Annotated in this window: 25 protein-coding genes; 9 read left to right on the plus strand and 16 right to left on the minus strand. The window is 50.8% G+C overall.

Annotated features, from left to right (window positions below; genetic code table 11):
- Positions 1 to 21 precede the first annotated feature (21 nt).
- The 4 genes from MTCT_RS06860 to albA all read left to right on the plus strand — a co-directional run bounded on the left by MTCT_RS06860 (position 22) and on the right by albA (position 4,045).
- Positions 22 to 813 carry a DUF63 family protein gene (locus tag MTCT_RS06860; RefSeq protein ID WP_010877090.1) on the plus strand — a complete coding sequence of 264 codons (792 nt, stop codon included), beginning with the start codon at positions 22 to 24 and terminating at the stop codon, positions 811 to 813.
- Positions 814 to 955: 142 nt separating this feature from the next.
- Positions 956 to 2,473: a 2-isopropylmalate synthase gene (locus tag MTCT_RS06865; protein WP_010877091.1), complete on the plus strand. Its 1,518-nt coding sequence runs from the start codon at positions 956 to 958 to the stop codon at positions 2,471 to 2,473.
- 23 nt (positions 2,474 to 2,496) lie between these two features.
- Positions 2,497 to 3,690 (plus strand): nitrogenase component 1, encoded by a 1,194-nt coding sequence (locus tag MTCT_RS06870; RefSeq protein ID WP_048061062.1) that lies wholly within the window; start codon positions 2,497 to 2,499, stop codon positions 3,688 to 3,690.
- 79 nt (positions 3,691 to 3,769) lie between these two features.
- Positions 3,770 to 4,045: a DNA-binding protein Alba gene (albA, locus tag MTCT_RS06875; protein WP_013294904.1), complete on the plus strand. Its 276-nt coding sequence runs from the start codon at positions 3,770 to 3,772 to the stop codon at positions 4,043 to 4,045.
- 109 nt (positions 4,046 to 4,154) lie between these two features.
- On the opposite strand, the gene MTCT_RS06880 is transcribed toward albA, so the two are convergent.
- From MTCT_RS06880 to MTCT_RS06900, 5 genes are read right to left on the minus strand one after another with little or no spacing between them, the layout of a single operon-like run.
- Positions 4,155 to 5,096: a pyridoxamine 5'-phosphate oxidase family protein gene (locus MTCT_RS06880; RefSeq protein WP_010877094.1), complete on the minus strand. Its 942-nt coding sequence runs from the start codon at positions 5,094 to 5,096 to the stop codon at positions 4,155 to 4,157.
- A 35-nt stretch (positions 5,097 to 5,131) separates the two neighbouring features.
- A complete protein-coding gene (locus tag MTCT_RS06885; protein ID WP_231855279.1) occupies positions 5,132 to 6,343 on the minus strand; it encodes a PQQ-binding-like beta-propeller repeat protein in 1,212 nt (403 codons plus the stop codon).
- Positions 6,344 to 6,370: 27 nt separating this feature from the next.
- A complete protein-coding gene (locus MTCT_RS06890) occupies positions 6,371 to 7,522 on the minus strand; it encodes an ABC transporter permease (protein WP_010877096.1) in 1,152 nt (383 codons plus the stop codon).
- 5 nt (positions 7,523 to 7,527) lie between these two features.
- Positions 7,528 to 8,580, minus strand: coding sequence for a DrrA-related ABC transporter ATP-binding protein (locus tag MTCT_RS06895; protein ID WP_010877097.1), 1,053 nt, complete (start codon positions 8,578 to 8,580; stop codon positions 7,528 to 7,530).
- The gene (locus MTCT_RS06900) at positions 8,577 to 9,002 is read right to left on the minus strand and encodes a PadR family transcriptional regulator (RefSeq protein ID WP_143485784.1); all 426 of its coding nucleotides are present in this window, start codon (positions 9,000 to 9,002) and stop codon (positions 8,577 to 8,579) included. Before MTCT_RS06900 ends, MTCT_RS06895 begins: the two co-directional genes overlap by 4 nt.
- A gap of 250 nt (positions 9,003 to 9,252) precedes the next feature.
- Between MTCT_RS06900 and MTCT_RS06905 the strand changes: the two genes are divergently transcribed.
- Together MTCT_RS06905 and MTCT_RS06910 are read left to right on the plus strand one after the other, a co-directional pair.
- Positions 9,253 to 10,002 carry a sugar phosphate isomerase/epimerase gene (locus tag MTCT_RS06905; protein ID WP_048176008.1) on the plus strand — a complete coding sequence of 250 codons (750 nt, stop codon included), beginning with the start codon at positions 9,253 to 9,255 and terminating at the stop codon, positions 10,000 to 10,002.
- 10 nt (positions 10,003 to 10,012) lie between these two features.
- A complete protein-coding gene (locus MTCT_RS06910; RefSeq protein ID WP_143485785.1) occupies positions 10,013 to 10,570 on the plus strand; it encodes a TMEM175 family protein in 558 nt (185 codons plus the stop codon).
- A 52-nt stretch (positions 10,571 to 10,622) separates the two neighbouring features.
- Here the strand turns inward: MTCT_RS06910 and MTCT_RS06915 are convergent, their stop codons facing one another.
- The 6 genes from MTCT_RS06915 to ala all read right to left on the minus strand — a co-directional run bounded on the left by MTCT_RS06915 (position 10,623) and on the right by ala (position 15,248).
- The gene (locus MTCT_RS06915) at positions 10,623 to 10,964 is read right to left on the minus strand and encodes a DsrE family protein (RefSeq protein ID WP_010877101.1); all 342 of its coding nucleotides are present in this window, start codon (positions 10,962 to 10,964) and stop codon (positions 10,623 to 10,625) included.
- 13 nt (positions 10,965 to 10,977) lie between these two features.
- Complete coding sequence (locus tag MTCT_RS06920; protein WP_048176009.1) at positions 10,978 to 12,402, minus strand: bifunctional UDP-sugar hydrolase/5'-nucleotidase; 1,425 nt, start codon at positions 12,400 to 12,402, stop codon at positions 10,978 to 10,980.
- Positions 12,403 to 12,428: 26 nt separating this feature from the next.
- The gene (locus tag MTCT_RS06925) at positions 12,429 to 13,220 is read right to left on the minus strand and encodes an HAD family hydrolase (protein ID WP_010877103.1); all 792 of its coding nucleotides are present in this window, start codon (positions 13,218 to 13,220) and stop codon (positions 12,429 to 12,431) included.
- A 141-nt stretch (positions 13,221 to 13,361) separates the two neighbouring features.
- Complete coding sequence (locus tag MTCT_RS06930) at positions 13,362 to 13,988, minus strand: LysE family translocator (RefSeq protein WP_048176010.1); 627 nt, start codon at positions 13,986 to 13,988, stop codon at positions 13,362 to 13,364.
- Between the two features lie 12 nt (positions 13,989 to 14,000).
- Positions 14,001 to 14,165 carry a hypothetical protein gene (locus MTCT_RS09420; protein WP_173402638.1) on the minus strand — a complete coding sequence of 55 codons (165 nt, stop codon included), beginning with the start codon at positions 14,163 to 14,165 and terminating at the stop codon, positions 14,001 to 14,003.
- A gap of 90 nt (positions 14,166 to 14,255) precedes the next feature.
- Positions 14,256 to 15,248, minus strand: coding sequence for an alanine dehydrogenase (ala, locus tag MTCT_RS06935; protein ID WP_048176011.1), 993 nt, complete (start codon positions 15,246 to 15,248; stop codon positions 14,256 to 14,258).
- A gap of 230 nt (positions 15,249 to 15,478) precedes the next feature.
- Here ala and gatA point away from each other — a divergent pair, with 230 nt between their 5' ends.
- Together gatA and MTCT_RS06945 are read left to right on the plus strand one after the other, a co-directional pair.
- Entirely contained in the window at positions 15,479 to 16,834 is a 1,356-nt protein-coding gene (gene gatA, locus MTCT_RS06940; protein ID WP_048176014.1) for an Asp-tRNA(Asn)/Glu-tRNA(Gln) amidotransferase subunit GatA, read from the plus strand.
- 13 nt (positions 16,835 to 16,847) lie between these two features.
- Positions 16,848 to 18,311: an AAA family ATPase gene (locus MTCT_RS06945; RefSeq protein WP_048176015.1), complete on the plus strand. Its 1,464-nt coding sequence runs from the start codon at positions 16,848 to 16,850 to the stop codon at positions 18,309 to 18,311.
- A 74-nt stretch (positions 18,312 to 18,385) separates the two neighbouring features.
- Here MTCT_RS06945 and MTCT_RS09600 read toward each other — a convergent pair whose 3' ends face one another.
- From MTCT_RS09600 to sepS, 5 genes are all read right to left on the minus strand, one after another.
- The gene (locus MTCT_RS09600; protein WP_369798259.1) at positions 18,386 to 18,511 is read right to left on the minus strand and encodes a hypothetical protein; all 126 of its coding nucleotides are present in this window, start codon (positions 18,509 to 18,511) and stop codon (positions 18,386 to 18,388) included.
- The gene (locus MTCT_RS06950; protein WP_369798260.1) at positions 18,456 to 19,115 is read right to left on the minus strand and encodes an ATPase domain-containing protein; all 660 of its coding nucleotides are present in this window, start codon (positions 19,113 to 19,115) and stop codon (positions 18,456 to 18,458) included. Before MTCT_RS06950 ends, MTCT_RS09600 begins: the two co-directional genes overlap by 56 nt.
- 11 nt (positions 19,116 to 19,126) lie before the next feature.
- Positions 19,127 to 19,816, minus strand: a complete 690-nt coding sequence (gene ribB / locus MTCT_RS06955) for a 3,4-dihydroxy-2-butanone-4-phosphate synthase (RefSeq protein ID WP_084126282.1) — start codon at positions 19,814 to 19,816, stop codon at positions 19,127 to 19,129.
- A gap of 84 nt (positions 19,817 to 19,900) precedes the next feature.
- Positions 19,901 to 20,269, minus strand: coding sequence for a DUF120 domain-containing protein (locus MTCT_RS06960; RefSeq protein ID WP_052457401.1), 369 nt, complete (start codon positions 20,267 to 20,269; stop codon positions 19,901 to 19,903).
- A 22-nt stretch (positions 20,270 to 20,291) separates the two neighbouring features.
- Entirely contained in the window at positions 20,292 to 21,890 is a 1,599-nt protein-coding gene (gene sepS, locus MTCT_RS06965; protein ID WP_048176018.1) for an O-phosphoserine--tRNA ligase, read from the minus strand.
- A gap of 207 nt (positions 21,891 to 22,097) precedes the next feature.
- Between sepS and tfrA the strand changes: the two genes are divergently transcribed.
- On the plus strand, positions 22,098 to 23,756 hold the full coding sequence (tfrA, locus tag MTCT_RS06970) for a fumarate reductase (CoM/CoB) subunit TfrA (protein ID WP_048176020.1): 1,659 nt from the start codon (positions 22,098 to 22,100) through the stop codon (positions 23,754 to 23,756).
- Positions 23,757 to 23,761: the final 5 nt, after the last annotated feature.

A 23,761-nucleotide genomic window follows, 5' to 3' on the forward strand; every position in this document is an offset into this window, starting at 1 on the left:
TCCTCAACATGGGGGAGTGACATGATATCTGAAATCATCGAGTTCCTTGAGAGCAACTTCTTTTACCTGCACCCTGGTTACACACCACTGAACACGGTCGTATTCGGGATTGTACTCGGAATAGCTGTTCTGATAATACTCAGGATGTTCAGATGGCTTAAAAAGGATCCAGGCGAGCTACTTGTGCCCCTGCTTCCCTTCATATTCCTGGGCTCCGGTGCAAGGGCCCTTGTTGATAACGGGATATACCCGCTAACACACCTTCTGGTAACCCCGGGCATATACATCCTTGTGGGCCTTACAACCATAGCAACACTAATAGCCGCGGTTAAACTTGAGGAGACCCGTGGCTGGGATTACAGGAAACTTATATTTGCCACGGGCTCTGTCCTCGCTGCGCCCAACCTCATCAGCATACGTCACATAGATCCGGTACCCTTCCTCTCCGTCCTCGGAGTGTTCTCAGTTTTTTCAGCAGCATTTTACGCCCTGAGCTTGAGGTGGGAGTTCCTCCGGGGCAGGATGAACCTCCCTGTTATATATGCACACCTCTTCGATGCATCCTCAACCTACGTTGCCGTTGACTGGTACGGCTATATAGAGCAGCATGTGCTGCCATCAGCCCTAACAGGCCTCACGGGCACTGCCATGGTCATGTTTCCCCTGAAGATGGCGGTTATACTGACGGCCCTCTATGCCATTGATAGATACGTTGAGTCCGATATGGATTCAGAGGCCCTCAAGCTTGTGATATTTATACTGGGCCTTGCCCCGGGTCTCAGAAATTTCCTGAGCCTGAGCATGGCGGTTTAATGGTTTTCTGTAAATTACCTGGCACCCGGGAACCCGGGTTATAACTTATAAGATATAACTTATAACATACTGTGTGTAAAAGCTTTTAATTGTAGCCCACAGAAATTTAAGCAGATAAAATGCCAGACCACGGGGAATCAAGATGTACATAGAAGAGGTTAAAGGAGAAATGAATCTCCCGGAGAATGTCAGGATATTTGACACAACACTGAGGGATGGTGAACAGACACCTGGAGTGGCCCTCACAGTGGAGGAAAAGACGGGTATAGCAAGGAAGCTCGACGCCCTTGGAGTCGATACAATCGAGGCAGGGTTCCCTGCAGCATCTCCAGGTGAAATGAACTCCATAAGGAGAATAGTTGAACTCGGACTTGAAGCAAATATCTGTGGTTTGGCAAGGGTGCTCCGTGAGGACATAGACGCGGCAATAGACTGTGGAGTTGATTACATACACACCTTCATAGGGACATCACCACTCCACCGGGAATACAAGCTCAAAATGTCCCCTGATGAGATAATAGACAGGGCGGTCTTTGGAGTGGAATATGCGGCTGAACATGGCCTGAAGGTTGAGTTCTCTGCGGAGGATGCAACAAGGACTGAATTTGATTACCTGGTTGAGGTATACCGTGCAGCCGAGGATGCCGGTGCCGAGATCATAAACGTCCCGGATACCGTCGGGGTCATGATACCCCGGGCCATGAACCACCTGGTATCCCGGCTTAAGGAGGAACTCAGGGTACCCATAAGCGTGCACTGTCACAATGACTTCGGCCTGGCAGTCGCCAACTCCCTTGCAGCGGTGGAGGCCGGGGCATCACAGGTACATGCAACAGTGAATGGTCTCGGTGAAAGGGCAGGAAACGCTGCCCTTGAGGAGGTTGTAATGGCCCTCATAACCAGGTATGACCTCCCGGTGGATATAAGAACCGTGGAACTCGTCAACATCTCAGAATTCGTCTCAAAGATAACCGGTGTCAGGATGCCCCCCAACAAGGCCATAGTCGGTGAAAACGCCTTTGCACATGAAGCCGGCATACACGTGCATGGAGTCCTTGAAAAGGCTGAAACCTATGAACCAATAACCCCTGAGATGGTGGGCCACAAGAGGAGGATAGTCCTTGGTAAACACACAGGAGCCAACGCCCTCAGATCAAAGCTCCAGGAATACGGAATAGAGATGAAGGAGGAACAGTTCTGCACACTCTATGAACAGGTCAAGAGGCTTGGAGATAAGGGTAAGAGGATCACGGATGCTGATCTGAGGGCCATGGCCGTCACCATCCTTGGAAAGGCCAGCAGGGAAATAGTGAAGCTGGAGGGCATAGCAGTCATGACAGGGGAGAGTGTGATGCCAACAGCCACAGTTAAGCTCAGAATCGGTGACGAGGTCAAGACAACATCCATGACAGGGGTTGGACCTGTAGATGCTGCAATAAACGCCATACAAAGCCTTGTAAGTGAAACAGCAGACATAGAACTCGATGAATACAACATAGAGGCCATAACTGGTGGTACAAACGCACTTGCAGAGGTCTTCGTTGTCATGAGTGACGGGGAGGGTAACAAGGCCACAGGAAGGTCCACCAGGGAGGACATAGTCATGGCGAGTGTTGAGGCAGTACTGGACGCCATAAACAAGATTCTGAGCCTTAAATAGAAAAGTGATTGAGCTGGTATGATATGGGGCCAGTTTCAACCTGCAAGCTCTTCGGTGCCGTGAGGGCGGTGACAGGCATAAAAAATGCAGTACCCCTCATCCATGGCCCCAGGGGATGCGCATACCATATAGGCTATCTACTCACAGCCAGGGGCGGGCGGAGGATAGCTGTGGCATCAACAGAACTATCAGAATCAGACGTGGTCTTCGGAGCATCAGAGAAACTCAGGGACAGGATAATAGAGGTTGACAGGACACGAAAACCTGATATCATAGTAATTATGAGTTCCTGTGCAACCAGCATAATCGGAGAGGATATAGGGCGGGTTGCAGATGAGACCTCAGAACTCGTGGACGCGGAGCTCATAACCGTCAGTGCCGGTGGATTTGAATCCAGTCAGGGTGAGGGATATGAGGAGGTGATGATGGCACTCATCCATAAATTCTGCTGGAGGATGGAGCCATCATCTAAGCCTTCAGTCAACATAATAGGTGAATTCAGGGGCGGAGCCGACCTCAGGGAGGTCAGGGAGTCCCTATCATTGATGGGGGTGGATGTGAACTGTGTCCTGACATCAGGATGCAGCATCAGGGACATGACCATGATCCCGGCGGGCCACCTCAACTGCTCCTTCTGTGATGTCTCGGGTATCGCCCCCTGCCGCTTCCTTGAGGAGAACTTCGGGACACCCTTCATCCACCACCCCATCCCCATAGGTTTTTCAAATTCACTCAGATTTTACAGGGAGGTTCTCGGGTATCTCAACCTCGATTATCCCATAAATGAGGAATTCTCAGCTTTTATCGAGGAGAGGGATCGAATAAGGGCTGAACTTGAGGGTCTGAGGGTGGCGGTAGTTTCAGGACCAACAAGGGCCGTTGCACTCACAGAATTCATAACTGAACTGCGGATGAAGCCAGTTCTTGTATCAATGGATATGATAGGTGATTACACACTGGAAAACCTTAGAGGGGTGCCTGGATTGAGGTCAGAGATACTTGTCGGGGTCGATGTTTCTGATATTGAGGAGGCCATCATCAGGACTGAACCCGAACTGATACTGGGAGGCCTTGCAGAGACCCGCATATCTGAGGTTTCAGGGGCACCCCTCATCGATGTTATGCATGGATCCAGCCTCACAGCAGGTTTCAGGGGGGCTGTTAACCTTGGTGCTAGAATGTGCGGGGCTGTTTATGGGGATCATGATTGTTATTAAATTTTTCAGTTACCATATCACAAAGTTTATATAATCTTGGGTTTCTATCTTTATTACAGACACTCTTGGAGGTTAAGTGATGTCAGAGGAGAATGTAGTATACATCGGAAACAAGCCTGTAATGAACTATGTTCTGGCCGTGGTTACTCAGATGAACGGTGGGACCAGTGAAGTGATCCTTAAAGCCCGTGGAAGAGCCATAAGCCGGGCTGTTGACGTTGCAGAGATTGTAAGGAACCGCTTCATACCAGACATACAGATAGAGAACATCGACATATGCACAGAGGAGATCATTGGTAACGAGGGAACCGCTACCAATGTTTCAGCAATAGAAATTCAGCTCCGAAAGGATTAAAAATATAAAAGATGGAAGCCACAGGTTTCCATTTTTTATATTTTATTATCAAAGGTTGCAGTGACCTCTGATTAATCATTTAAGGGTTTTTACGTGCAGTCAATTTTAATTACTCTTTTTTAACCCAGAGGACCTGCTTTGGGCATGCTGAGAGGTCCCTGAATTTACTGTTGAGGAATTCAACCTTCATGATATCAATCCTTATGACATTCATATCAATGTTCAGATCCTTCACTGCATCCGGGTTGAGACCCCTCAGCTTATAAACATGTTCAGCATCCTTTCCATGGAGTATGCTGGCAGCACCCGTTATCTGCATCCCTGCAAGGTCGCTCATGGATGTGTAGTCCTCGTATACTGCAACTGAAACCCGTTCATTCTCGGGGAGACCTGCAAATTTCTCACCACCCTCACTGATTATGAGGAGGGAATCCCCATCATATATGTACTCAAGGGGTGTGGCCCGTGGCTGTCCTCCATGGCAGGTTGCAAGGGTGCAGGTGTTGTGTGATCTGAGGAATTCGTCAATGAATCCACGGAGTTCACCCTCATCAATGGAGGTCATGAGGGAGTCACGGATGTCCCTCAGTTCAAGTGCAAATTCAGTGACCTCCCCTTTATCCAGGAGATCAACGTCACTCAACTCAATACCGGTGACCTCAGAGAACGCCTGGAGATCAGCAAGGTCCTCCTCTGAAAGTTCGCCGAGTTTCATACGTCCACCAAGCGCCCGGGAATATATGCTACCTCCGATAAGATCTTCAACTTCCTTAATGGCTCTCAGACCATCCTCTCTACTCAGGGAAACTGAGAAGAGTGCCACGGGTTTCTCCCTGAGCCATGGGTTTTCCCTTATAAAATCAGTTATTCGTGGGTGCATTCTCCCCCGGTAGACACCGGATCCAATTACAAAGAATTCAAAGTCCCTGAAGGGCTCCTGGAATTCAGGGACCCTGCAGCACCTCGATGGTCCAAGTATCATCCCGGTTTTAGATGCAACCTCCTCTGTGGACCCATAGGTGCTCTCATAGATTATGAGTGTCCTGAACATCGGATTATCCCCCTTTAAAAATTAAAATGGGTATTTTATCTTCTTCCTGCAACCTTCCTGAGTCCGATAACAGCTCCGGCGATTACAAGGATCACTGCAATGATGTAGTAGGCGAATACTGAGGTAGGAGCCTCCTTCTTCTTGGAGTCAAGGGCGTATATGTATCCGTTTTCGGTTGCAAAGTAGACTGTCTTGCCGTAGACCACTGGAGAGGAACTCACAGGTGAGCTGAAGAGGTAGTAGCCTGGGGAGTAGCTCCACTCCTCCCTGCCACTGTACTTGTTGAGGATGTAGAGTGTCCCGTCATCTGATCCCACCGCTATCATGTTCTCAAAGAGAGCCGGTGTTGAACGTACAGGGGCACCGGTATGGAATGACCATTTCAGGGCACCGGTCCTGGTGTCCAGGGATGTGATGTTCCCGTCATCGCATCCAATGAAGACACTGTTCTCCTCTGTGTCAACTGATGGGGAGGAATATACACGGTCGCCGAGGCTGTACTTCCAGATCACATTCCCATCTGACTCTGATAGGGCGTAGATGTTCCCGTCATCTGACCCCACATAGACTGTCCCATTCCAGAAGGCTGGTGAGGATCTTATGGCGTCCCCTGACGTGTAACTCCATACTTCGTTCCCGTCGGATTCTGAGAGGGCGTATACCTTACCATTGAATGAACCCACATATAAGGTGCCATTCACAGGGAGGGGTGATGATTTAACGGCGTCCCCGGTGTAGAACTCCCACTTCTTGGAGCCATCGTCTCTGTCCACAGCGTATACCCTGCAGTCATCAGATCCAATATAGACGGTGTCCCCGCTCACTGCAGGTGATGATTCTATCCTGTTACCTGTTTTGAATTTCCATTCAAGGTCTCCGGTGTCTGTGTCTATTGCATAGAGGTATCCATCCCAGGAACCCACAAATACGGTCCCATTTACAACCACCGGCGATGAGACGATGGCACCCTCTGTTTTGTAGCTCCAGACCACGGACCCGGTCTCAAGGTTCACTGCATAGAGCCTCCCATCAAGGGATCCTATGTAGGCCACCTTGTTGAATATGGCCGGGGATGACTTTATACCCCCAATGGAGAGGTACCATGTCTTTGCAGAGAAGTCGCTTGGCTCCTTTGCATAACCTGTGTGCTGTTCGTCTCCATGGAATACCGGCCAGTCAGCTGCTGATACAGGACTGAGGATCATCCCAAGGATTATGAGTGCCGCGATTAAACCTTTTCTCATCATTTCTATCACCACATTAAACTAATTACATTAAATGTCCCTGTTGAAACGGGTAACACCCATCGCAAAGAACAGGAGGGTGAATCCACCAAGCACAAGGAGGTTAACCATTATGTCCCCAGCACCGGCGCCCTTTAGCATGACTGCCCGGAGGGCATTGTTGGCATAGGTGAGGGGGACTACGTAGGCTATCTTCTGGAATATCCAGGGCATGGTCTCAATGGGGTAGAACACCCCTGATACGAACATCATGGGCATGGCGAAGGGCATGACCATCTGCATGTAGTCCTCCTGGGTCCCCACCCTGGCTGATATCATTATACCAAAGCCGACAAAGCAGAGGGCCGTCAGTATCAGTAGCAGGACCGTCAGGAGCATGCTACCATTTATCTTGATACCGAAGAGAAGAATTGCAATGAAGAGCAGGAGAAGGGCCCTTCCACTTTCTATCACAAGCTTTGAGATTATCTTACCTCCCACAACTGTGGCTACACTTGTGGGGGTCATGAAGAGCCTTGCAAGCTCTCCCCTTTCCCGTTCACCCGCAATGGACTGACCCATTCCAAACATGCAGGAGAACATTATGGTCATGGCCAGTATGGCGGGCACAAGGAAGTCCATGTACTTGACGTCCCCGTAGATTCTGTCAATCTGGAGGTTTATGGTGCTGACCATGCTCTGGAAACCTGAACTTGGAGTTGAATTCTGTGCATTCATGGATGTGCCCTGCATCCTCTCCACAGCAAGCTGCCCGGATAGCTTGCTGAAGAGGGCCTGTGTTGCCGGTACAAGGGCCTGGCTTGCCAGCTGATCCGAGGAGTCAAGGTACATGACCACGGTGGGCTCCGATGATGTGAGGTTATCATAGTTAGGTGGCAGTATTATGGCTGCCTTGACCTCCCCGGCGTCCACCATATCCCTGGCGATCTCCGGGTCCTTCAGGATATCCTTTATATCATAGAGGCTCATGTTCCTCATGGCATCAACGGTCTGGTCTGTCACCGGACCGCTGCTCTGTTCCACTATAACCACGGGTATATTCTCAAGGGTACCGCCCATACCATAACCGAAGAGGGTTATCATCAGTATGGGGAACAGTATGATGGATATGAGGCGCGGTTTGTGCCTCCAGAGGACTATCAGGTCCTTCTTAAGCATCCACATAACCTTTTTCATTTCCATAACGGTTACCTCCCTGTAACCTTCATAAATACGTCCTCGAGTGAGGGGTCCTTTGTTGAAATTGAGGTTATCCTGGCGTTGTTCCTTATAACAGCCGCCAGAACATCATTAACGGCAGTTTCGCATGTTTCATCGAGTTCAAGGATTATCCTTCCTGTATGGTGCTTCTTAACGTCCAGTGTAACCGGTAGGGCTTCCAGTTCAGATAGTAGATCATCTGTGAGGTTCACAATGAGCATGCTTATCTCCTTACCGGCACATATCCTCTCTGATTTCTTGATCTCCTGGATGGCCCTTCTCTCGGATTCAGGCGTCTCCTTGTCGATCCTGTCCAGTATCCCACCGATCTCCTTTGCTCTGAGGGATTCCTCCTCCTTTATCACTGTGTCCTTGAGCCCCTGTGGAGTGTCAAAGGCGGCAAGAACGCCCTGATTTATTATCCCCACGTAGTCACAGAGGAGTTCCACCTCGTACATGTCGTGGGAGCAGAGTATGATGGTGTGACCGCTGCTGTTCAGTTCGTCTATGAGGTCCCAGAGCACCCGCTTGGTTGTCGGGTCCAGGCCGATTGTTGGTTCGTCCAGGAAGAGGATGTCTGGTTGATGTATGAGGCTTGCAACCAGTGACACCTTCTGCTGCTGGCCACCTGACATCTGCCCGACTGGCTTGTCTGCAGCGTATTTTATGTCCACAAGTTCCATGAGCTCCTCTATCCTTGATTCCTTCAGATCCTCGGGCATGCCATAGAAGTCTGCGCACATCTCCACGTTTTCCCTTGCTGTGAGGTCCTCGTATAGGCTTACCTTCTGGGGAACCATGCCTATCTGCTGCCGGACCTCATCGGGGTTTTTGAGTATATCATAACCTGCAACCCTGGCGGTCCCTGAGCTTGGCGGGATGAGACATGTGAGCATCTTTATGGTTGTTGTCTTCCCGGCCCCGTTGGGCCCCAGGAAACCAAAGATGGAGTTCTTCTCTATCTTCATGTTCAGGCTGTCCACCGCCTTGAAGTCCCCGTAGACCTTTGTGAGATCGAAGGTTTCTATCGCATATTTCATGTTTCATCCTCCCTTTCAGCGGGGAACATGTCATTCCAGAAGTCTTCCCATATCTTTGATACATGGTCCCTCATTATCTGCCGGATCCTCTCTATCGTCTTCTCACCGAGAGGGGTTATCTCATAGTATTTCACTCTTTTCTCACCGTGCATCTCCCAGCTGCCCTCTATCAGTCCCTTCCTTTCGAGGTCATGGAGTACCGGGTAGATTACGCTGGGTCCGGGCGGTTTTATGTTCTTGCAGTGCATGCCCTTGAATGAGTAGAATCTTTCAAGGCGTCGCATTATCTCGTAGCCATGTATTTTTTCCTTGCTTATCATCCAGAGGATCATTGTCTTTCCAAATCCTCTCATGAAGCTTTTTATTATCTTTTCATCGAATTCACCCCCCTCACCGGTGAGGGGACCTTCTTCTGCGCACATAGAGTCATCTCCAGAGAAACTGATGTTTTCATACACACAATATATCAGTTTTACGATATATCTATTTGCCATAATAAAATGTTCATGATATATAAAGTTTGTGATATATTGATGAGGCGTCCTTTAACCGGTGATGATGGGGAGGGAATCTGGCGGTATCCCGTGAAACTGCGCGGGTAACTTGTGGGTACTGCAATCAAATGGAAAGACTCATAAGCCCCGATAAATAGAAGATCTACCGGGATCTGATATGAGACTTGGTTTTTCAACCCTGGCGCTTTTCATGGAGCCACTGGAAAACATCCTTCAGAAAGCAGAGGATGACGGTTTTGAACTTGTAGAGCTCCTCTGTGAGGGACCCTACTGGCCAAGAAGGCTACTTCAGGACGGGGATTCCTTGGAAGTCTTCGAGTCCTTCGACCTCGAGGTCCTTATCCACGCACCCACCATAGACCTGAACCCTGCAAGCATGAACCGGGGTATAAGGGAGGAGACAGGGAGGCAGATGGTCGAGACAATTGAACTTGCATCAAGGATAGGTGCAACAACAGTCACAACCCACCCTGGAGTGGTCCACCGGAGGGAGGACAGGATAAGGAGTGCTGCACTCCAGTTCGCACTTGAAACACTTGGTGAATGCGTTGAATACGCAGAGGATCTGTCCATAAAATTCTCAGTCGAAAACATGCCCGGAAGATTCTCCTACCTCTGCAATAACCCTGCAGAACATGAGAGATTTGTTGAAAAATGTGGCTCCTACGCAACGGTTGACATAGGACATGCCAACACTACAGGGCGTCTCCAGGATTTCCTGGAGATCAAAAGAACAGCCCACTATCACATCAGTGACAATAACGGGAAGAGGGACCAGCACCTGCCCCTCGGGGAGGGCACAGTCGATCTTAAACTCCTGGGATCCATAGAGAGGGGTGTGATAGAACTGAACAGCTATGATGGTGTAATCAGGAGCAGAAGAATCCTTGAGGAGGTCGTCCGTTGAGGTGGCTGTCATGAAAAAGAAGAGACTGGAGGGTCTGGTTGATGCCATATTTGCAATCGCCATGACCATACTTGTTCTGGGCATAGATGTGCCCACCGGCACCATGAGTGTTCCGGCAATGGACGCCTACATCATGGGCCTTGCATCTGATTTGTACAGCTACTGTCTCAGTTTCCTCCTCCTCGGCGTCTTCTGGTGGGTTAACCACATGCACTTCGAGAAACTGGAGAAGGTTGACACGGGATTCATATGGATAAACATCGTCTGGCTCATGGTCGTTGTCCTGGTACCATTCTCAACAAAGCTGACAGGTAATTATGGAGACCTTGTAACACCCAATATCCTGTTCCACCTGAATATGCTCACCATAGGTCTTTTATTATCCATGAGCTGGATCTATACCCAGAGGAATGGTTTAATGGATATCGGAGAAAATGAATACCGCTTAATCCTGAAGAAGAATCTTTTAATGCCTCTTGCAGCCATCCTTGCACTCATCTTAACACCCATTGCACCGGAGTACAGCTCCACCGCCTACGCAGTTCTCATATTAAAGAGGCTCCTTTAGCTTCGTGGCACTTTTTCAGGACTCTGCACTTGATATACTTAAATGCAATGATTCAGGGCCTTATATAGGCCCATCCCTCTGTCTGTCTTCTTACAATATGACCCACACCGGATGATACAACATCGACTCCCTCCAGGAGGTCATCCCCATCCATACCAGATGCCCTGAGGGTGTTTGAGCATGCACAGAACCTGACACCCTGACCTGTGAGTTCAGATACGTCCCCTGAGTACTCAGAATCCCTTCTGAGGACATTAACTCCCATGGAGTAAGCCACAACCTCTATTCTGACGGATTCGAGATCAGCCATTAGGTTCCTGACATTGGAGATGAGGAGCAGAACCCTTGACTCATCATCCTCATCTATGTGGAAGACCACACGGTAATCCACCATGACACCACCTCCGCTACACGGGTGTTATCCTCCCCTCAAGGCCGGCGTCCACCGGGCTGTTTCTCGCGATGTATTCTTCAAGCACATCAATGGCCCTCAGATCGGTCTCCTCATGGTCCTCACCGTACCTGGAGGGGACTCCCTGGGATGTGACGTAGACGGCACTGTAGGTCCCTGACGGGTCAAGGGGTCTGCCATTTACAAATATCTTCTGTATCCTTGCACCTGGAGGGTTCTCGATCTTGAAGTACATCTCAAGTCCGAGGCACCTCTTGAGGTAGCCCCCCATCTGATTGTAGGGGTTCCTTGAGAATACGAGTTCAATGTTTTCCTCCATCATATCCCATATTTCCCTGCCTGTTAACCTCACCCGGGATAAAGGAGGATTTACAGGTATAATGTTCCAGAGATCCTCAATTCTGATATCTCCTGGCGGCACAGGGGCACCGTAACGCCACCCATTGGAGAATGCAAGGTCAAAGTCCCCTGTATCCATCACGGCCTTTAGGAGGAGGTTATCCATGGTTGACTCCAGTATGGTGTACCTGTTAAGGTGGGTCCTGGTGGAGCCCACGACTGTTTCGAGGTGGTCACTGTCGGTCTCAGTTATCCTGAGCACCATCTCCTCAACATCAGGATCTGAGGGACCCCTCACCTTCATGAGTTCATGGCTGAATCCCCTGACACCATCATCCACCTCCAGGTCAAGGCGCCCGATGAAGGAGCCATGACAGCCTGACTGTATGATTATGGTATCTCCAACGATGTGGGGCCTCTCGAGTCTGTTGTGGGTGTGTGCGCTCAGCAGCACATCGATGCCCTCAACATCAGATGCCAGCTGAACCTCCTGTGGAAAGCCGAGGTGTGATATCACAACGGTGAGATCCACCCTCTCCTCATTCCTGAGGATATCGATCCATCCGGGGAGCTCCTCAAGGCCAAGGGTGAATTCAAGGCCCTCACTGAAGTGGGGTGGCATGACCTTATCTACGATGTTTGATGCTATCCCTATGATACCCACCTGCAGTTCCCCAACATCAAGGATTTCATAGGGCTGGAATACCAGCCGTTCGGTACCCTCACGGTAGCAGTTTATGGCAAGTACAGGGTAATTGAGCTTCTTTGAGAGTTCAATGAACCTTTCAGGTCCGTAGGCAAACTCCCAGTGAGCTGTCATGCCCTCGAATCCCATCTCATTCAGCAGGGGGATCATTGCAGCGCCCCGACTCTTCACGGCATGGTATGTGCCGTGGATGGTATCCCCGCAGTCAAGAAGTAGAGCGGGCCTCTCTTTGCGTATTTTATCAACGAGTCCAGCTATGTGCTGGTAACCACCAAGGGTCTCATATACGATTTCACGGCCCTCCCAGAAAAGTTCGGGATGGCTTTTAATGTATCCGTGGGTGTCGTTCACCTGGATTATGCTCAGCTCAGCCATAAACACCCCCCTTACAGGTTTTAACCTCAGATATCTATATCCAGCAGCTCTCCTATATTCTCTATTACATAATCAGCGGCTTCTATAAGCCTCTGGGGGACATGCTCCCTCTGCTGGAGTGTAAGAACCCCTATATCGGCCTCCCTAAGTGCAAGGATGTCGTTGATGCCATTACCCACCATAACGACCTTGCTGTACCTCCCCCGGAGTTCACGTATTATCCTTGCCTTCCTCTCGGTGTCTGCAGTGTCAAATACGTTTTCAGTGGGGATTCCCAGGAGCTTTGCAAGTTCCATGAGGGACCCCTTCCTGTCCCCCGATGCAATGTATATGTCGATTTTCCTGTCCATGAGTTCACCGATAACATGGGGGACCTCCGGGAAGAGCTTTCCTCCTGCTGTTATGGTGAAATCCACCCTCCCCCGGTCCATGTTGACGATGAAACCTGAACCGCTGCATATCTGTATGTTGTAGTTCTTCCCTGCAACAGCATCTATGGTATCCTGTATGTCCCCCACGGTGGCCGGGTCATCCCTTAGGACCTCAAGGATTTCACCGGGATCAACTGCGGTGTTGGCGTAGCTTATATTGAACCTTATATGGTTCCTCTCTATGAATTCGTAGATTGTCTGGTGGGGCCTGGCATTCACTATACAGGTGGATGGGTCCGTCTGAAGTACCACGAGTGCTCTACGGTCCCGGTAATCAACAACATCAAGTGAGTTCATGCTGTCACATATCTTACCGGTTTTAAGATCCTTGAGGGCTCTGTACCTCCTTATGAGTGTCCCTGAATTATCAAAAACAACGGCCTTCATCGGACCAATATATGTTTTTTTATGGTATTAAGATTTTGAAAGGTAAAAACAACGGCCTTCATCGGACCAATATATGGTTTTTTATGGTATTAAGATTTTGAGAGGATAGAGTGGCACCTGTAAGCGAGACCCATAAACATCCTAGGAATACCCTGAAATGGTCTTCAGGCTTTCAATTAAGAAGTAGACTCCAAAAAGAATCAGGAATAGACTTAAAACCATCATAACAATTTTGTAAGGTCTTCCATCCATTCTGAAGGATTTTCTTGATGAGAGGAATGATACGAGACTGTACCATGTGAGGTCAGATGACCAGTGACCTGCGAGGAATGCCAGGAGTCCAAGGACGCCTGCAAGCTCCAGTCCCCTGTACATCAGGGCAGCGCCCACCGCACCCCACCACAGGAAGAAGTATGGGTTCGCAAAGCTTATGATGGCCCCCCGAAGGATTGACCCCCCCTCAGGGATATTTTCAGTGTCTTCAGAATCCCTGAAACCAAGGATTCCCATCCATATGAGGACTGCTCCACCTGCAGTCCCGAGGATGGCTGGAGCAGGGCCTGATCTGAGGATATAACCCAGGCCCATCAGTATCAGAGTAACAAGGAGAGCCTCTCCGAGGACATGGCCGGCCACAAGGAGGGGTCCGGCCCTGAATCCCCTCCTGATGGAATCTGAAACAGTCACGGTAAGGAGGGGTCCGGGGGCCATGGCCCCGGATAGTCCAATCAGAAATGATGTCAGGGTGAATAGCAGGATACTGATCATGATTCCACGGCTTCAGTTGTATCTGTTCAGTATCCTCATTATCTCTGAGAGGTGGTGGTCTATCTCTTCGATTTCATCCCTTTTAAGGGACCTTGTCCGGCTAACTATCCTCATCCTCTCGAAGACATGGTCCATCCTTGTGAGGAGTTCATTCATATACGTCCTGGTGGGGTACATGCTATCAGCTCCATATCAATTATCTATCACTCATAGTATAAGGATCCTTCCAGTCATCTGTGATGATTATCGGCGGTGGGGTGCCTCCAGTCATCCCTGAAGATCCACCTCCAGACCCACTTCATCGGCAACGGCCCTCTCATAGACCATCCATGCTGTGGTTATATCCTGAATGGAGAGGCCAGTCGAATCAAATACGGTCACATCAGCGGGTGAAGTTCTACCCTCAATCTTGCCTGTCATAACATCCCTCAGGCTTCCCTGGAGGTCATCCACCCCGAGGATCCCCTCGGTGATGGGCACGTTTATTTCTCCGCTGTGGGTTGCTTGCTCCAGGCTGTCATAGAATACACGGGCATTTTTTAGTATCAGAGGGTCCAGTTCCTGCTTCCCTGGGGCGTCTGCACCCATGGCACATATGTGCGTACCCGGCGACACCCAGTCTGCCATGACCACAGGACTCCTTGATGGAGTGACGGTTACAACGATGTCCATACCCTCAACAGCCTCCCTTGGCTCTGTAGCGGCCATCACGGGGACTTCATATTCCCTTGAAGCCCTTAATGCAAATTTTTCACGCGTTGACGGTGTCCTGCAGTAGACGCTGACCTCCTCAAGATCCGCCACCCTGCTGATTGCCATGAGCTGGGTCCAGGCCTGCCTTCCGGCGCCGATTATCCCGAGCATTGACGCGTCCCTGGATGCAAGGTACTTCACCGATACACCGCCAGCGGCACCCGTTCTCATATCGGTTATATGGGTTCCATCCATGAGTGCAATGGGAAACCCTGTTTCAGGGTCCACAAGCTCTATGACAGCCATTACCGTTGGCAGGGAATGTCTATCCGGGTTTGAGGGGTGCACATTGACGCACTTAACACCGGCCATCTCAAGCTCCTCGAGGTAGGATGGCATGACACGGAGGTCTCCATTGTATCTCCTGAAGAACAGGTACATCTTAGGGGGCATCTGAACCCTCCCAAGGGCCTCCTGGACAAAGGCACCCTCAACCGCCTTCAGGCAGTCGTCCATGTTAAGAAGGCCTTCAACATCACTCCTGGTTAGCACAACTGTTTTTTCCATGCATCCACCGTCCCCATTTAATAACAATCAGGGTCAATCTACCAATCTTTAAATATTGAACATCTCACATTTATTAGTGTTGGAAATGAAATTAAAACCACGGATGAGTACTGTCATGGCTGTCCCGGCGGTCCATGGACCGGAAACTCCACCCTCAGGGCAGTCATGGCAGCTATTAAGGTTGATCAGACTTATATCTCACTTCAACTTGAAATATAAGGGTGTTAAAGATGGAAACTGTTGATAAGGTTGATATGATTAAGAATCATGGCCTGACCGCATCAGAAAATCTTGAAAAATTCCTTAAGAGGATTGAGGCAAAAAACGATGACATCAACGCCTTCCTGGAGGTTAGGGGTGAAGAGGCGATTAAGAGGGCTGAGGAGATAGACGCCAGGATAGCCTCCGGCAAGGAGACAGGGAAACTGGCGGGCCTGGTGATAGGAGTTAAAAGCAACATCAACGTGGAGGACTTCAACATATCAGCAGCTTCAAAGACCCTCGAAAATTACACTGGAAGCTACGACGCAACTGTTATAAGGCGCATAAAGGAAGAAGACGGTATAATAATCGGCATGACCAACATGGATGAATTCGCTGCCGGGAGTTCAACCGAGACATCATTCTTCGGTCCAACAGACAATCCAGCAGCCCCTGGGAGGATCCCGGGAGGTTCAAGTGGTGGGAGTGCTGCTGCAGTGGCTGCTGGCATGTGTGACCTGGCACTGGGATCAGATACAGGGGGTTCAATAAGGAATCCAGCATCGCACTGCGGTGTAATGGGCTTCAAACCAACCTACGGGGCAGTATCCAGACAGGGCCTCCTGGACCTCGCCATGAGCTTTGACCAGATAGGACCTCTGGCAGCAGATGTATCCGGGATCTCACTTGCACTGGATGTCATCTCAGGTTATGACCCGGCAGACCCCACAACCCTGGACAGTTCACCGGACCTTGAGGTGGAGAGGGAACTGAAGGGCCTCAGGGTCGGTGTTGTGAGGGAGTTCCTTGAGGTCACAGATGAGGCAATAGACGAGGTTATTCAGGGGAAACTCGGAGCCATGGAGGATGAGGGCGCCGAGATAGTTGAACTGGAATTTGGATACATAGACCTCTGTCTCCCCACCTACTACCTCATAAACTACGTTGAATTCTTTTCAGCCACCAGGAAGTATGACGGCAGAAAGTACGGCCACAGGATAGAGGATGTCTGCGGTCCGGAGGTCCTCCGGAGGATACATATGGGTTCCTACATCAGCCAGAAGGAACTATCTGGAAAATACTACAAGAGGGCCCTCCAGGCAAGATCCCTCATAAGGAGGGAGATAACAGGGCTTCTCAGCAATGTTGACATGATAGCGGGGCCAACGGTTCCAAAGCTACCCCACACACTGGGTGAGGAGCTTGAACCAATGGAGATGTACGCCTACGATGTCCTCACGGTCATAGCTAACCTGGCAGGTATACCCGCTGCAAGCATACCGGCAGGGGATGTGGGCGGAGTCCCTGTTGGCCTGCAGCTCCAGGCAAAGCCAGGAGACGATGGCATGATCTTATCAGCCATGAGGGAGATTGCGTCACTGTAAGAGAGTGTCCCCCATGAGGATTGGACTCGTCTGTATCAGGGGATCGGTCCCTGCCTTTGAGAACTTCGGATTTCTCCCCACCGATATAGTTGGAAGCAATGGTCTTGTAAACGGTTCAAGGGCCCACAGGGTCCTGGACGGGATCATAATACCGGGGGGAAGTATCGTTGAGTCAGGAAGCCTTTCACCTGAACTTGCATTTGAGATAAGAAGGATGGCATCGGACGGAAAATTTGTCCTGGGTATATGCTCAGGATTCCAGGCCCTGGCAGAGAGGACAGATATAGGGAGAAAATCGCCATGCCCTGTTTACAGGGAGGGCCTCGGGCTCCTCAACGTAACATTCCACCCCATGATAAGCAACGACAGGGTGGAGACCACCATAACCGGCGAGTCCTTCCTGACCTCAGGGATGTCAGGTGAGAGGATAACTGGATTCCACTGCCACACCTACGGTGAGATACGGGGTGATGCACCTGAGATAATGAGGTCCCGCATAGTCAGGGCAGACTATCATGAAAGGCCAGGGGAGATCCTATCAGGGGTCTGCAGTGATGATGGTAACGTGGCAGGGACCATGGTCCATGGATGCCTCGATGAGAACCAGGCCCTTGTCAGTAACATCCTCAAATTCCTTGATGCGGATGAAACTGCAAGGGAGAGGATACTTGAAGCCAACAGGAAACTGCGGGAAGCTCTGAGATCTGAGCTCGGGATATCAACGGGGATACGTGTTATGGATAGGGGCGGGACGAGGGGCACCCCACCAGCCATAATGATAGCATCCACGGGTTCAGACTCCGGCAAAACATTCATATTAACGGGCCTTGCAGGCGCCCTGAGGAGGAGGGGCCTCAGGGTGGGCGTTATCAAGGTGGGACCCGATGTCAGGGACATAGTCCCGGCCCTCTACCTCATAAAGGAGCCCATGGAGGAGCACTCATCCATAAGGATAGGGCGCCTGGGCTGGATGGAGCTCAGGGATGTCCTTGAATCTGTGAGGGGAAGGTACGACATAATACTCATCGAGGGCGTTATGAGCATCCTCACAGGGCTCCTGAACGATATAACACCCTACTCCGGGGCTGAGATTGCCTTGGCAGCAGGTATCCCTGTGATCATGGTGGCAGGTTGCAGCAAGGGGGGTATAGAGTCTGCGGTGGTTGATCTTGACGCCCACATATCGGTACTTGAGGGACTGGGCCTTGAGGTCTTCTGCGGGATACTCAACAGGGTCTATGATATGGATATATTTGAGAGGGCATCAGGCGGAAGGTACCTCGCCATCCCGAGGGTAGAGATGAGTGAGAGGGGCGGCACACCCGAGGTTGAGATAAAACTTGAGGACTTCTGCCTGAAGGCCATGGAGACCGTGGAGGAGCACCTTGATGTTGATACCCTCATCAGCTTCGCAAAAAAACCAGAATTCAGGGGTTACATGGGCCCTGAAGAAATCAAAAAGGTATTCAGTCCCTGAATCCCCGTCTTTGGGATCCCAGCCATCAGGGCCTGAATCCCCTATTTCCGGGAATTAAACCATCAGGTCAGGTTTTAGATTCCCATATCCTCTTCAGGGATCTCCTCACCCTCAGTTATGGTTATACCCTCCTCGCCACCGATCTCATATGTGAGGAACTGGAGGGGTGTTTTGGTGCTTCTCATCTTGACTATGTCCATTATTCGCTCCCTGCGACCGGTGTAGGGGTTTTTCCCTTCTACCAAGTTTTATGGCGCCGTATACCGAGAAGAGAGCAAGTTCATTGAACTCCTTGGAGGTTGCACTGTCCAGTATTATGACGGATGTTATACCCCTCTGTTTGAGCTCATATACGAGGAGATCAAACTGGTTCCTGAATTCATAGGCTGTGAGTTTGGCTGTGTAGCCACCCAGACTGTCTATGACAACCACCTCGGCCTCAGGGGGTATGTCATGTATTATCTTGGTGAAGTTGCCCTTCATGGGGTCCATGTCCATGCTTAGCTCTGCCTCGGTTATCCTTGCCCTTATACCTGTAAGTTCTATGAAGTTGAGGAGCCCCTTCTCCTCCAGCTCCTGGGTGTTCCAGCCGAAGGAGTTTGCCTGTATGTGGAGGTCATTGGCATCCTCCTCTGCTGTTATGTAGACGGTGTTGTAACCCTCCATGCAGCTGCTTATGGCAAACCGCAGCCCGAAGATGGTCTTACCACACCCGGGCTCCCCTGTTATCAGAACGGATCTCCCCATGGGGAAACCGCCTATGGTATCATCAAGTCCATTGATCCCTATCTTCAGCCTCTCCATTATGAACACCTCTATGATCTGAACTCCATGTATGATTCAATAAGGTCTGCACCGCTCATGAAAATAAGGTCATGTTCCTTTGCGTATTTCATGGCGTCCTCTGTTGAAAGCGAGTTACCTGTCCTGTCATCCATCATCTCACAGCAGACAGCAACACCGGTAAGTCCGGCCATCTCCATGAGGGCTATGCTCATCTCGGTGTGACCCCCCCTCCTTAGTACATGGCCATCAGCGGCCCGGAGGAGGGTGACATGACCTGGGGACCTGAAGAGGTCGCCGAAGCTCTCATGTCTATCATCCCTGCAGATCCCTGCAAGTTCCCCTATGGTGAGGGCACGGTCATTGTCGGTTATACCGGTGAAGGTCTTCCTGTGATTCACGGTTATGGAGAAGGCGGACTTCTCATCGTAGGGTATGTCATGGGGGGATAGTTTTCCCAGGACCGGGTACCTCCCTGACGCCTCCTCCATTATATCGGTCATGTAGGGTATTCCAAGCTTCTCTGAGTTTTCCCAGGAGACAGGCACACATATGAGTCCCCCGGCGTCGTTCCTCATGATCCTTATATGCTCCGGTTTTATCTTCTCAGCAGCAACGATCATGTCTGTTTCTCTTTCACGGTTATCTGCATCAAATACAAGGACTATTTCTCCCCTTCTAAGTGCTTTAAGGGCTTCCTGAATCATAATCACAATCTCCATTGATAATCCTGATGTATCTTTTATCCTGAGATTTAATCGGCGGCTATGCTGAGCTATTATCTATTCATTCCAGCCTGATGTCTGTTATTCCTGAATTTCACTGGTGTCTATATCCAGGCTAACGGTATCTCCATCCCTTAATTTAAGGGTTTTTCTGAGGTTCACAGGGGCCACAAATTCAAGACACCCCGGCCGGTGATGGGTCTTAAGGGGGAAGAGTATGGCCCCCTCAACCACCCCGTTGAGCAGGGCCTTAACGTAGAGGACATCACCAAAGCCGCCGCCTCCCTGTATCACAGGGGCCCCCTCCCTTATCCTCTCCACAATTTCAGAGTCACCGACCTCTATGTTGAGGGTGCCGGGGAAGGGATCGAAGCCCAGTTTCTCCCTGAACTGGTCCCGGTATACGCTACGGGTTATGAAGTAGGCCCCCTCACCGAAACCTGATTTCACCTTTCCTCTGATAATCAGAGGTTCACCCCCTTAACCTGCACCTTATTGTTGAGAACAGCGGTCCCCTCAGGTCGATCTCCCGGTTTTTACCGGTTATGTACCTCATGGCGGTGTCCTCAAGGGTGAGGTTCAGGTCAGAGAGGGATCTTGCTATTGTGCTCCTCACCTCAACCTCCTCGGCGCCACTTACAACCATCTCCTCTATGCGGTAGGCTGCCTCGGCTGCAAGGGCCTCCATGTATGTTATACCGGTGTTCAGGCCCTCCTTTCTGGCCCTGGTAATGAGTTCGCTGTCGAGCTCGGTTCCAGGTGGCACACCCAGGATGTTCCCATCATGTATGTAAACGGTGTTCCATACTGCGGGTCCCAGCAGCCGCGTGTTCTCCTCCACCTCAAGGGCACTCACCTCTATCCTCCGCCCAAGGAATTCCCCACTGTAGACCTCGAAGCTGCAGGGGGACGGGGCGTCTGCATGGGCCCTCCAGGTTTTGACTATCCTATCCATGAGCATACGGCCATCTGAGGTTACAGGGTGGAGGTTTATCCTGAGCATCTCGGCGATGTCCCTGTCAGACAGTCGCCATTCACCGTATATCTGGGGGTAGACCATTTCACGCACGTCGCTTGCCTGGTTGAGGATCATGGCAACCCTTTCAACCCCCACCCCGAGGTTCATGACCTCCTGGTCTATCCCGTACATGGAGAGGGCTATCGGTGAATAGAGGCCGAATGTTGCCACCTCAACCCACTCCTTAAGGAGGGGGTGGTAGGCGTAGACCTCTGTCTGGGTGCCGGGTATGTAGTACTTGGACTTCTTCTCATCCGGGCGGAACCTGAACCTTGAAAATCCCAGGTGCTCGAGGAGCCCCTCTGCAACGGCCTTCCCCACATCAAGGGGGACCTCATGGTCCACCACCACACAGGAGGCGGAGTGATAGGTCATCAGATGACTGGAGTCCTCCTTCTGCTCCCTCCGGAAGCAGCGGTCGATGGAGAAAAGCTTTAGTGGCATCCTGTACCTGTCGTGGATGTTCTGGAGTGATATGAACCATCCTGATGTCATGTGGGACCTGAGGGTGGTTCTCCCTGAAACGGGTTTGAGGTCCCTTATCTCAGGGAAGACCCTTTCAAGGACCCTCAGACCATCGTGGCTCTCAACTTCAAGGGCATTGGATACCTCGAGGACGAGGTCGTCCCCTGAAAGATCCCCCTTCTTGTATGACCTGAAGACCTCCTTCAGGTTTTCTAGCTTCTCATCAGACACATCTATGCCCATATCCTCTATCATCTGGATCCTACCGGCCCCGAGTCCGATATCGGGTCTTGGGAGACCCCCGAGGTAGAAGCACCTGTCCAGGACTGCAGGGGCCTCGGGCCCGAACTGGCGGTATATGTGCTCCTCATCTATGAGGAGAGGGTTCACCATTTCACTGAATCCGAGGCGCAGGTAGGCCTCCCTTATCATCCAGATGGTATCATAGAGTACGTGCGATTTTCCGGTTTCGAATCGGAGGCGTGGATACTGCATGTCATGGTGGGGTTTCCTTAGACTCTTCCCACTTTCAAGCCATGCCCTTTCAAAGTCCCTCCTTGAAAGCTTCACTATATCCTTTCTTTTCAAACAGAACCCCCAGTGATCATTATCAAATAAATCAGGCGACTGATCCTGATTGAAGGCTTAAATCCATACATCACCCTCAGATTAGAACGTCCGTAGAGGACCGGGTGATGGTTCATCACCTGAGATTGACTTTATTCTCGGTTATGGTTCATCACCTTAACTATTGACTGCCAAACCTTATAATAATGAATGCTAAAAATATTGTCCATGGAAAGTCAAGTCTATGAATGTGATGTTCTGATAATAGGCTCAGGTGGAGCTGGCTGCAGGGCAGCCATAGAAGTTTCTGAACACAATCTCACGCCATTAATAGTTTCAAAGGGATTATCATTTAAATCAGGATGCACTGGAATGGCTGAAGGAGGATACAACGCTGCATTTGCATGTGTTGACCCCGAGGACAGTCCGGATGTGCACTTCGAGGACACCATGAGGGGTGGAGGATTCCTCAATGACCCCCAGCTTGTCCGCATACTTGTGGATGAGGCACCCGACAGGTTGAGGGACCTTGAAACATATGGAGCCCTCTTTGACAGACAGGAATCCGGGCTGCTTGACCAGAGGCCCTTTGGGGGGCAGACCTACAGGAGGACATGCTACCAGGGGGACCGCACCGGCCATGAGATGATAACAGCCCTCAAGGAGGAGGTCATACGACGGGATATAGAGACAGTTGAGGAGATCATGATAACATCCCTCCTTGTGGAGGAGGACCGTGTACTGGGAGCCATGGGTGTATCCATAAGGGACTCAACCACTGTGGCCTTCAGGGCGTCTTCAACCATCCTGGCAGCCGGCGGGGCCGGCCACATCTACCCCGTTACATCCAACACCATCCAGAAGGGCGGGGATGGATTTTCAGTGGCATGGAAGGCAGGGGCTGACCTAATAGACATGGAACAGGTCCAGTTCCACCCCACGGGCATGGTCTACCCCGAGTCAAGGAGAGGGGTCCTTGTGACAGAGGCCGTGAGGGGTGAGGGCGGAATACTCCTCAACAGTGAGGGGGAGAGGTTCATGAAGAGATACGACCCCCGAGGTGAACTGGCGACAAGGGATGTTGTTGCAAGGGCAATCTACACCGAGATCATGGAGGGGAGGGGCACCGGGAATGGTGGAGTCTACCTTGATGTCAGCCACCTGCCCGATGAGGTCATAGAGGAGAAGCTTGAGACCATGCTCCTCCAGTTCCAGGATGTTGGTATTGATATAAGGTCCGAGCCAATGGAAGTGGCACCCACAGCACACCACTTCATGGGAGGCGTCAGGATAGATGAGTGGGGCAGGACAAACCTCAGGAACCTCTTTGCAGCCGGTGAGGTTACCGGTGGTGTCCATGGAGCCAACAGACTGGGCGGCAATGCACTGGCGGATACCCAGGTATTTGGAAGGAGGGCCGGGATAGCAGCTGCAAGGAACGCCATCAAATCAGCCCCGGCGTCTATCAGGTCTGCTGTTGAGGAGGAGGAATACCGTATAAAGTCAATGGTGGCCGAAGGATCACACAGCCCATCCGAGATAAGGGACAGGCTCCATGAGGCCATGTGGAACGGTGTTGCCATAGTAAGGAGCCGTGAATCCCTTGAATCAGCCAGAGCAGTTATCCAGGACCTCACGACGATGATGGGAGATCTGAATGTCCCTGAGACGTCTGGCTTTAACACCTACCTCATCGAGGCCCTCGAACTTGAAAATATGCTTGTAACCTCATCAATGGTGGTGGAATCAGCCCTGATAAGGGAGGAGAGCAGGGGATCCCATTACAGGAAGGATTTCCCTGAAACCAGACCTGAATGGCTTAAGAGCATAGTCCTCAACAGGACCAGAAGACCCGGCTTCATAGAGAGGGGCCTTAAATCAGCCTAGGGCCA

The sequence above is a fragment of the Methanothermobacter sp. CaT2 genome, assembly GCF_000828575.1.
GTDB lineage: Archaea > Methanobacteriota > Methanobacteria > Methanobacteriales > Methanothermobacteraceae > Methanothermobacter.

Coding starts and splice junctions, on each gene's coding strand:
- MTCT_RS06915 (WP_010877101.1), bottom strand. CDS start 10,964: ATGGTGGATTACCGTGTGGTCTTCCACATAGATGAGGATGATGAGTCA.
- tfrA (WP_048176020.1), top strand. CDS start 22,098: ATGGAAAGTCAAGTCTATGAATGTGATGTTCTGATAATAGGCTCAGGT.
- MTCT_RS09420 (WP_173402638.1), bottom strand. CDS start 14,165: ATGTACCCCACCAGGACGTATATGAATGAACTCCTCACAAGGATGGAC.
- MTCT_RS06930 (WP_048176010.1), bottom strand. CDS start 13,988: ATGATCAGTATCCTGCTATTCACCCTGACATCATTTCTGATTGGACTA.
- albA (WP_013294904.1), top strand. CDS start 3,770: ATGTCAGAGGAGAATGTAGTATACATCGGAAACAAGCCTGTAATGAAC.
- MTCT_RS06950 (WP_369798260.1), bottom strand. CDS start 19,115: ATGGAGAGGCTGAAGATAGGGATCAATGGACTTGATGATACCATAGGC.
- MTCT_RS06925 (WP_010877103.1), bottom strand. CDS start 13,220: ATGAAGGCCGTTGTTTTTGATAATTCAGGGACACTCATAAGGAGGTAC.
- MTCT_RS06910 (WP_143485785.1), top strand. CDS start 10,013: ATGAAAAAGAAGAGACTGGAGGGTCTGGTTGATGCCATATTTGCAATC.
- MTCT_RS06945 (WP_048176015.1), top strand. CDS start 16,848: ATGAGGATTGGACTCGTCTGTATCAGGGGATCGGTCCCTGCCTTTGAG.
- MTCT_RS06905 (WP_048176008.1), top strand. CDS start 9,253: ATGAGACTTGGTTTTTCAACCCTGGCGCTTTTCATGGAGCCACTGGAA.
- MTCT_RS06890 (WP_010877096.1), bottom strand. CDS start 7,522: ATGGAAATGAAAAAGGTTATGTGGATGCTTAAGAAGGACCTGATAGTC.
- ribB (WP_084126282.1), bottom strand. CDS start 19,816: ATGGAGATTGTGATTATGATTCAGGAAGCCCTTAAAGCACTTAGAAGG.
- MTCT_RS06920 (WP_048176009.1), bottom strand. CDS start 12,402: ATGGCTGAGCTGAGCATAATCCAGGTGAACGACACCCACGGATACATT.
- MTCT_RS06885 (WP_231855279.1), bottom strand. CDS start 6,343: ATGATGAGAAAAGGTTTAATCGCGGCACTCATAATCCTTGGGATGATC.
- MTCT_RS06860 (WP_010877090.1), top strand. CDS start 22: ATGATATCTGAAATCATCGAGTTCCTTGAGAGCAACTTCTTTTACCTG.
- MTCT_RS06880 (WP_010877094.1), bottom strand. CDS start 5,096: ATGTTCAGGACACTCATAATCTATGAGAGCACCTATGGGTCCACAGAG.
- ala (WP_048176011.1), bottom strand. CDS start 15,248: ATGGAAAAAACAGTTGTGCTAACCAGGAGTGATGTTGAAGGCCTTCTT.
- gatA (WP_048176014.1), top strand. CDS start 15,479: ATGGAAACTGTTGATAAGGTTGATATGATTAAGAATCATGGCCTGACC.
- MTCT_RS06900 (WP_143485784.1), bottom strand. CDS start 9,002: ATGTGCGCAGAAGAAGGTCCCCTCACCGGTGAGGGGGGTGAATTCGAT.
- MTCT_RS06895 (WP_010877097.1), bottom strand. CDS start 8,580: ATGAAATATGCGATAGAAACCTTCGATCTCACAAAGGTCTACGGGGAC.
- MTCT_RS09600 (WP_369798259.1), bottom strand. CDS start 18,511: ATGGACATAGTCAAGATGAGAAGCACCAAAACACCCCTCCAGTTCCTC.
- MTCT_RS06865 (WP_010877091.1), top strand. CDS start 956: ATGTACATAGAAGAGGTTAAAGGAGAAATGAATCTCCCGGAGAATGTC.
- MTCT_RS06870 (WP_048061062.1), top strand. CDS start 2,497: ATGGGGCCAGTTTCAACCTGCAAGCTCTTCGGTGCCGTGAGGGCGGTG.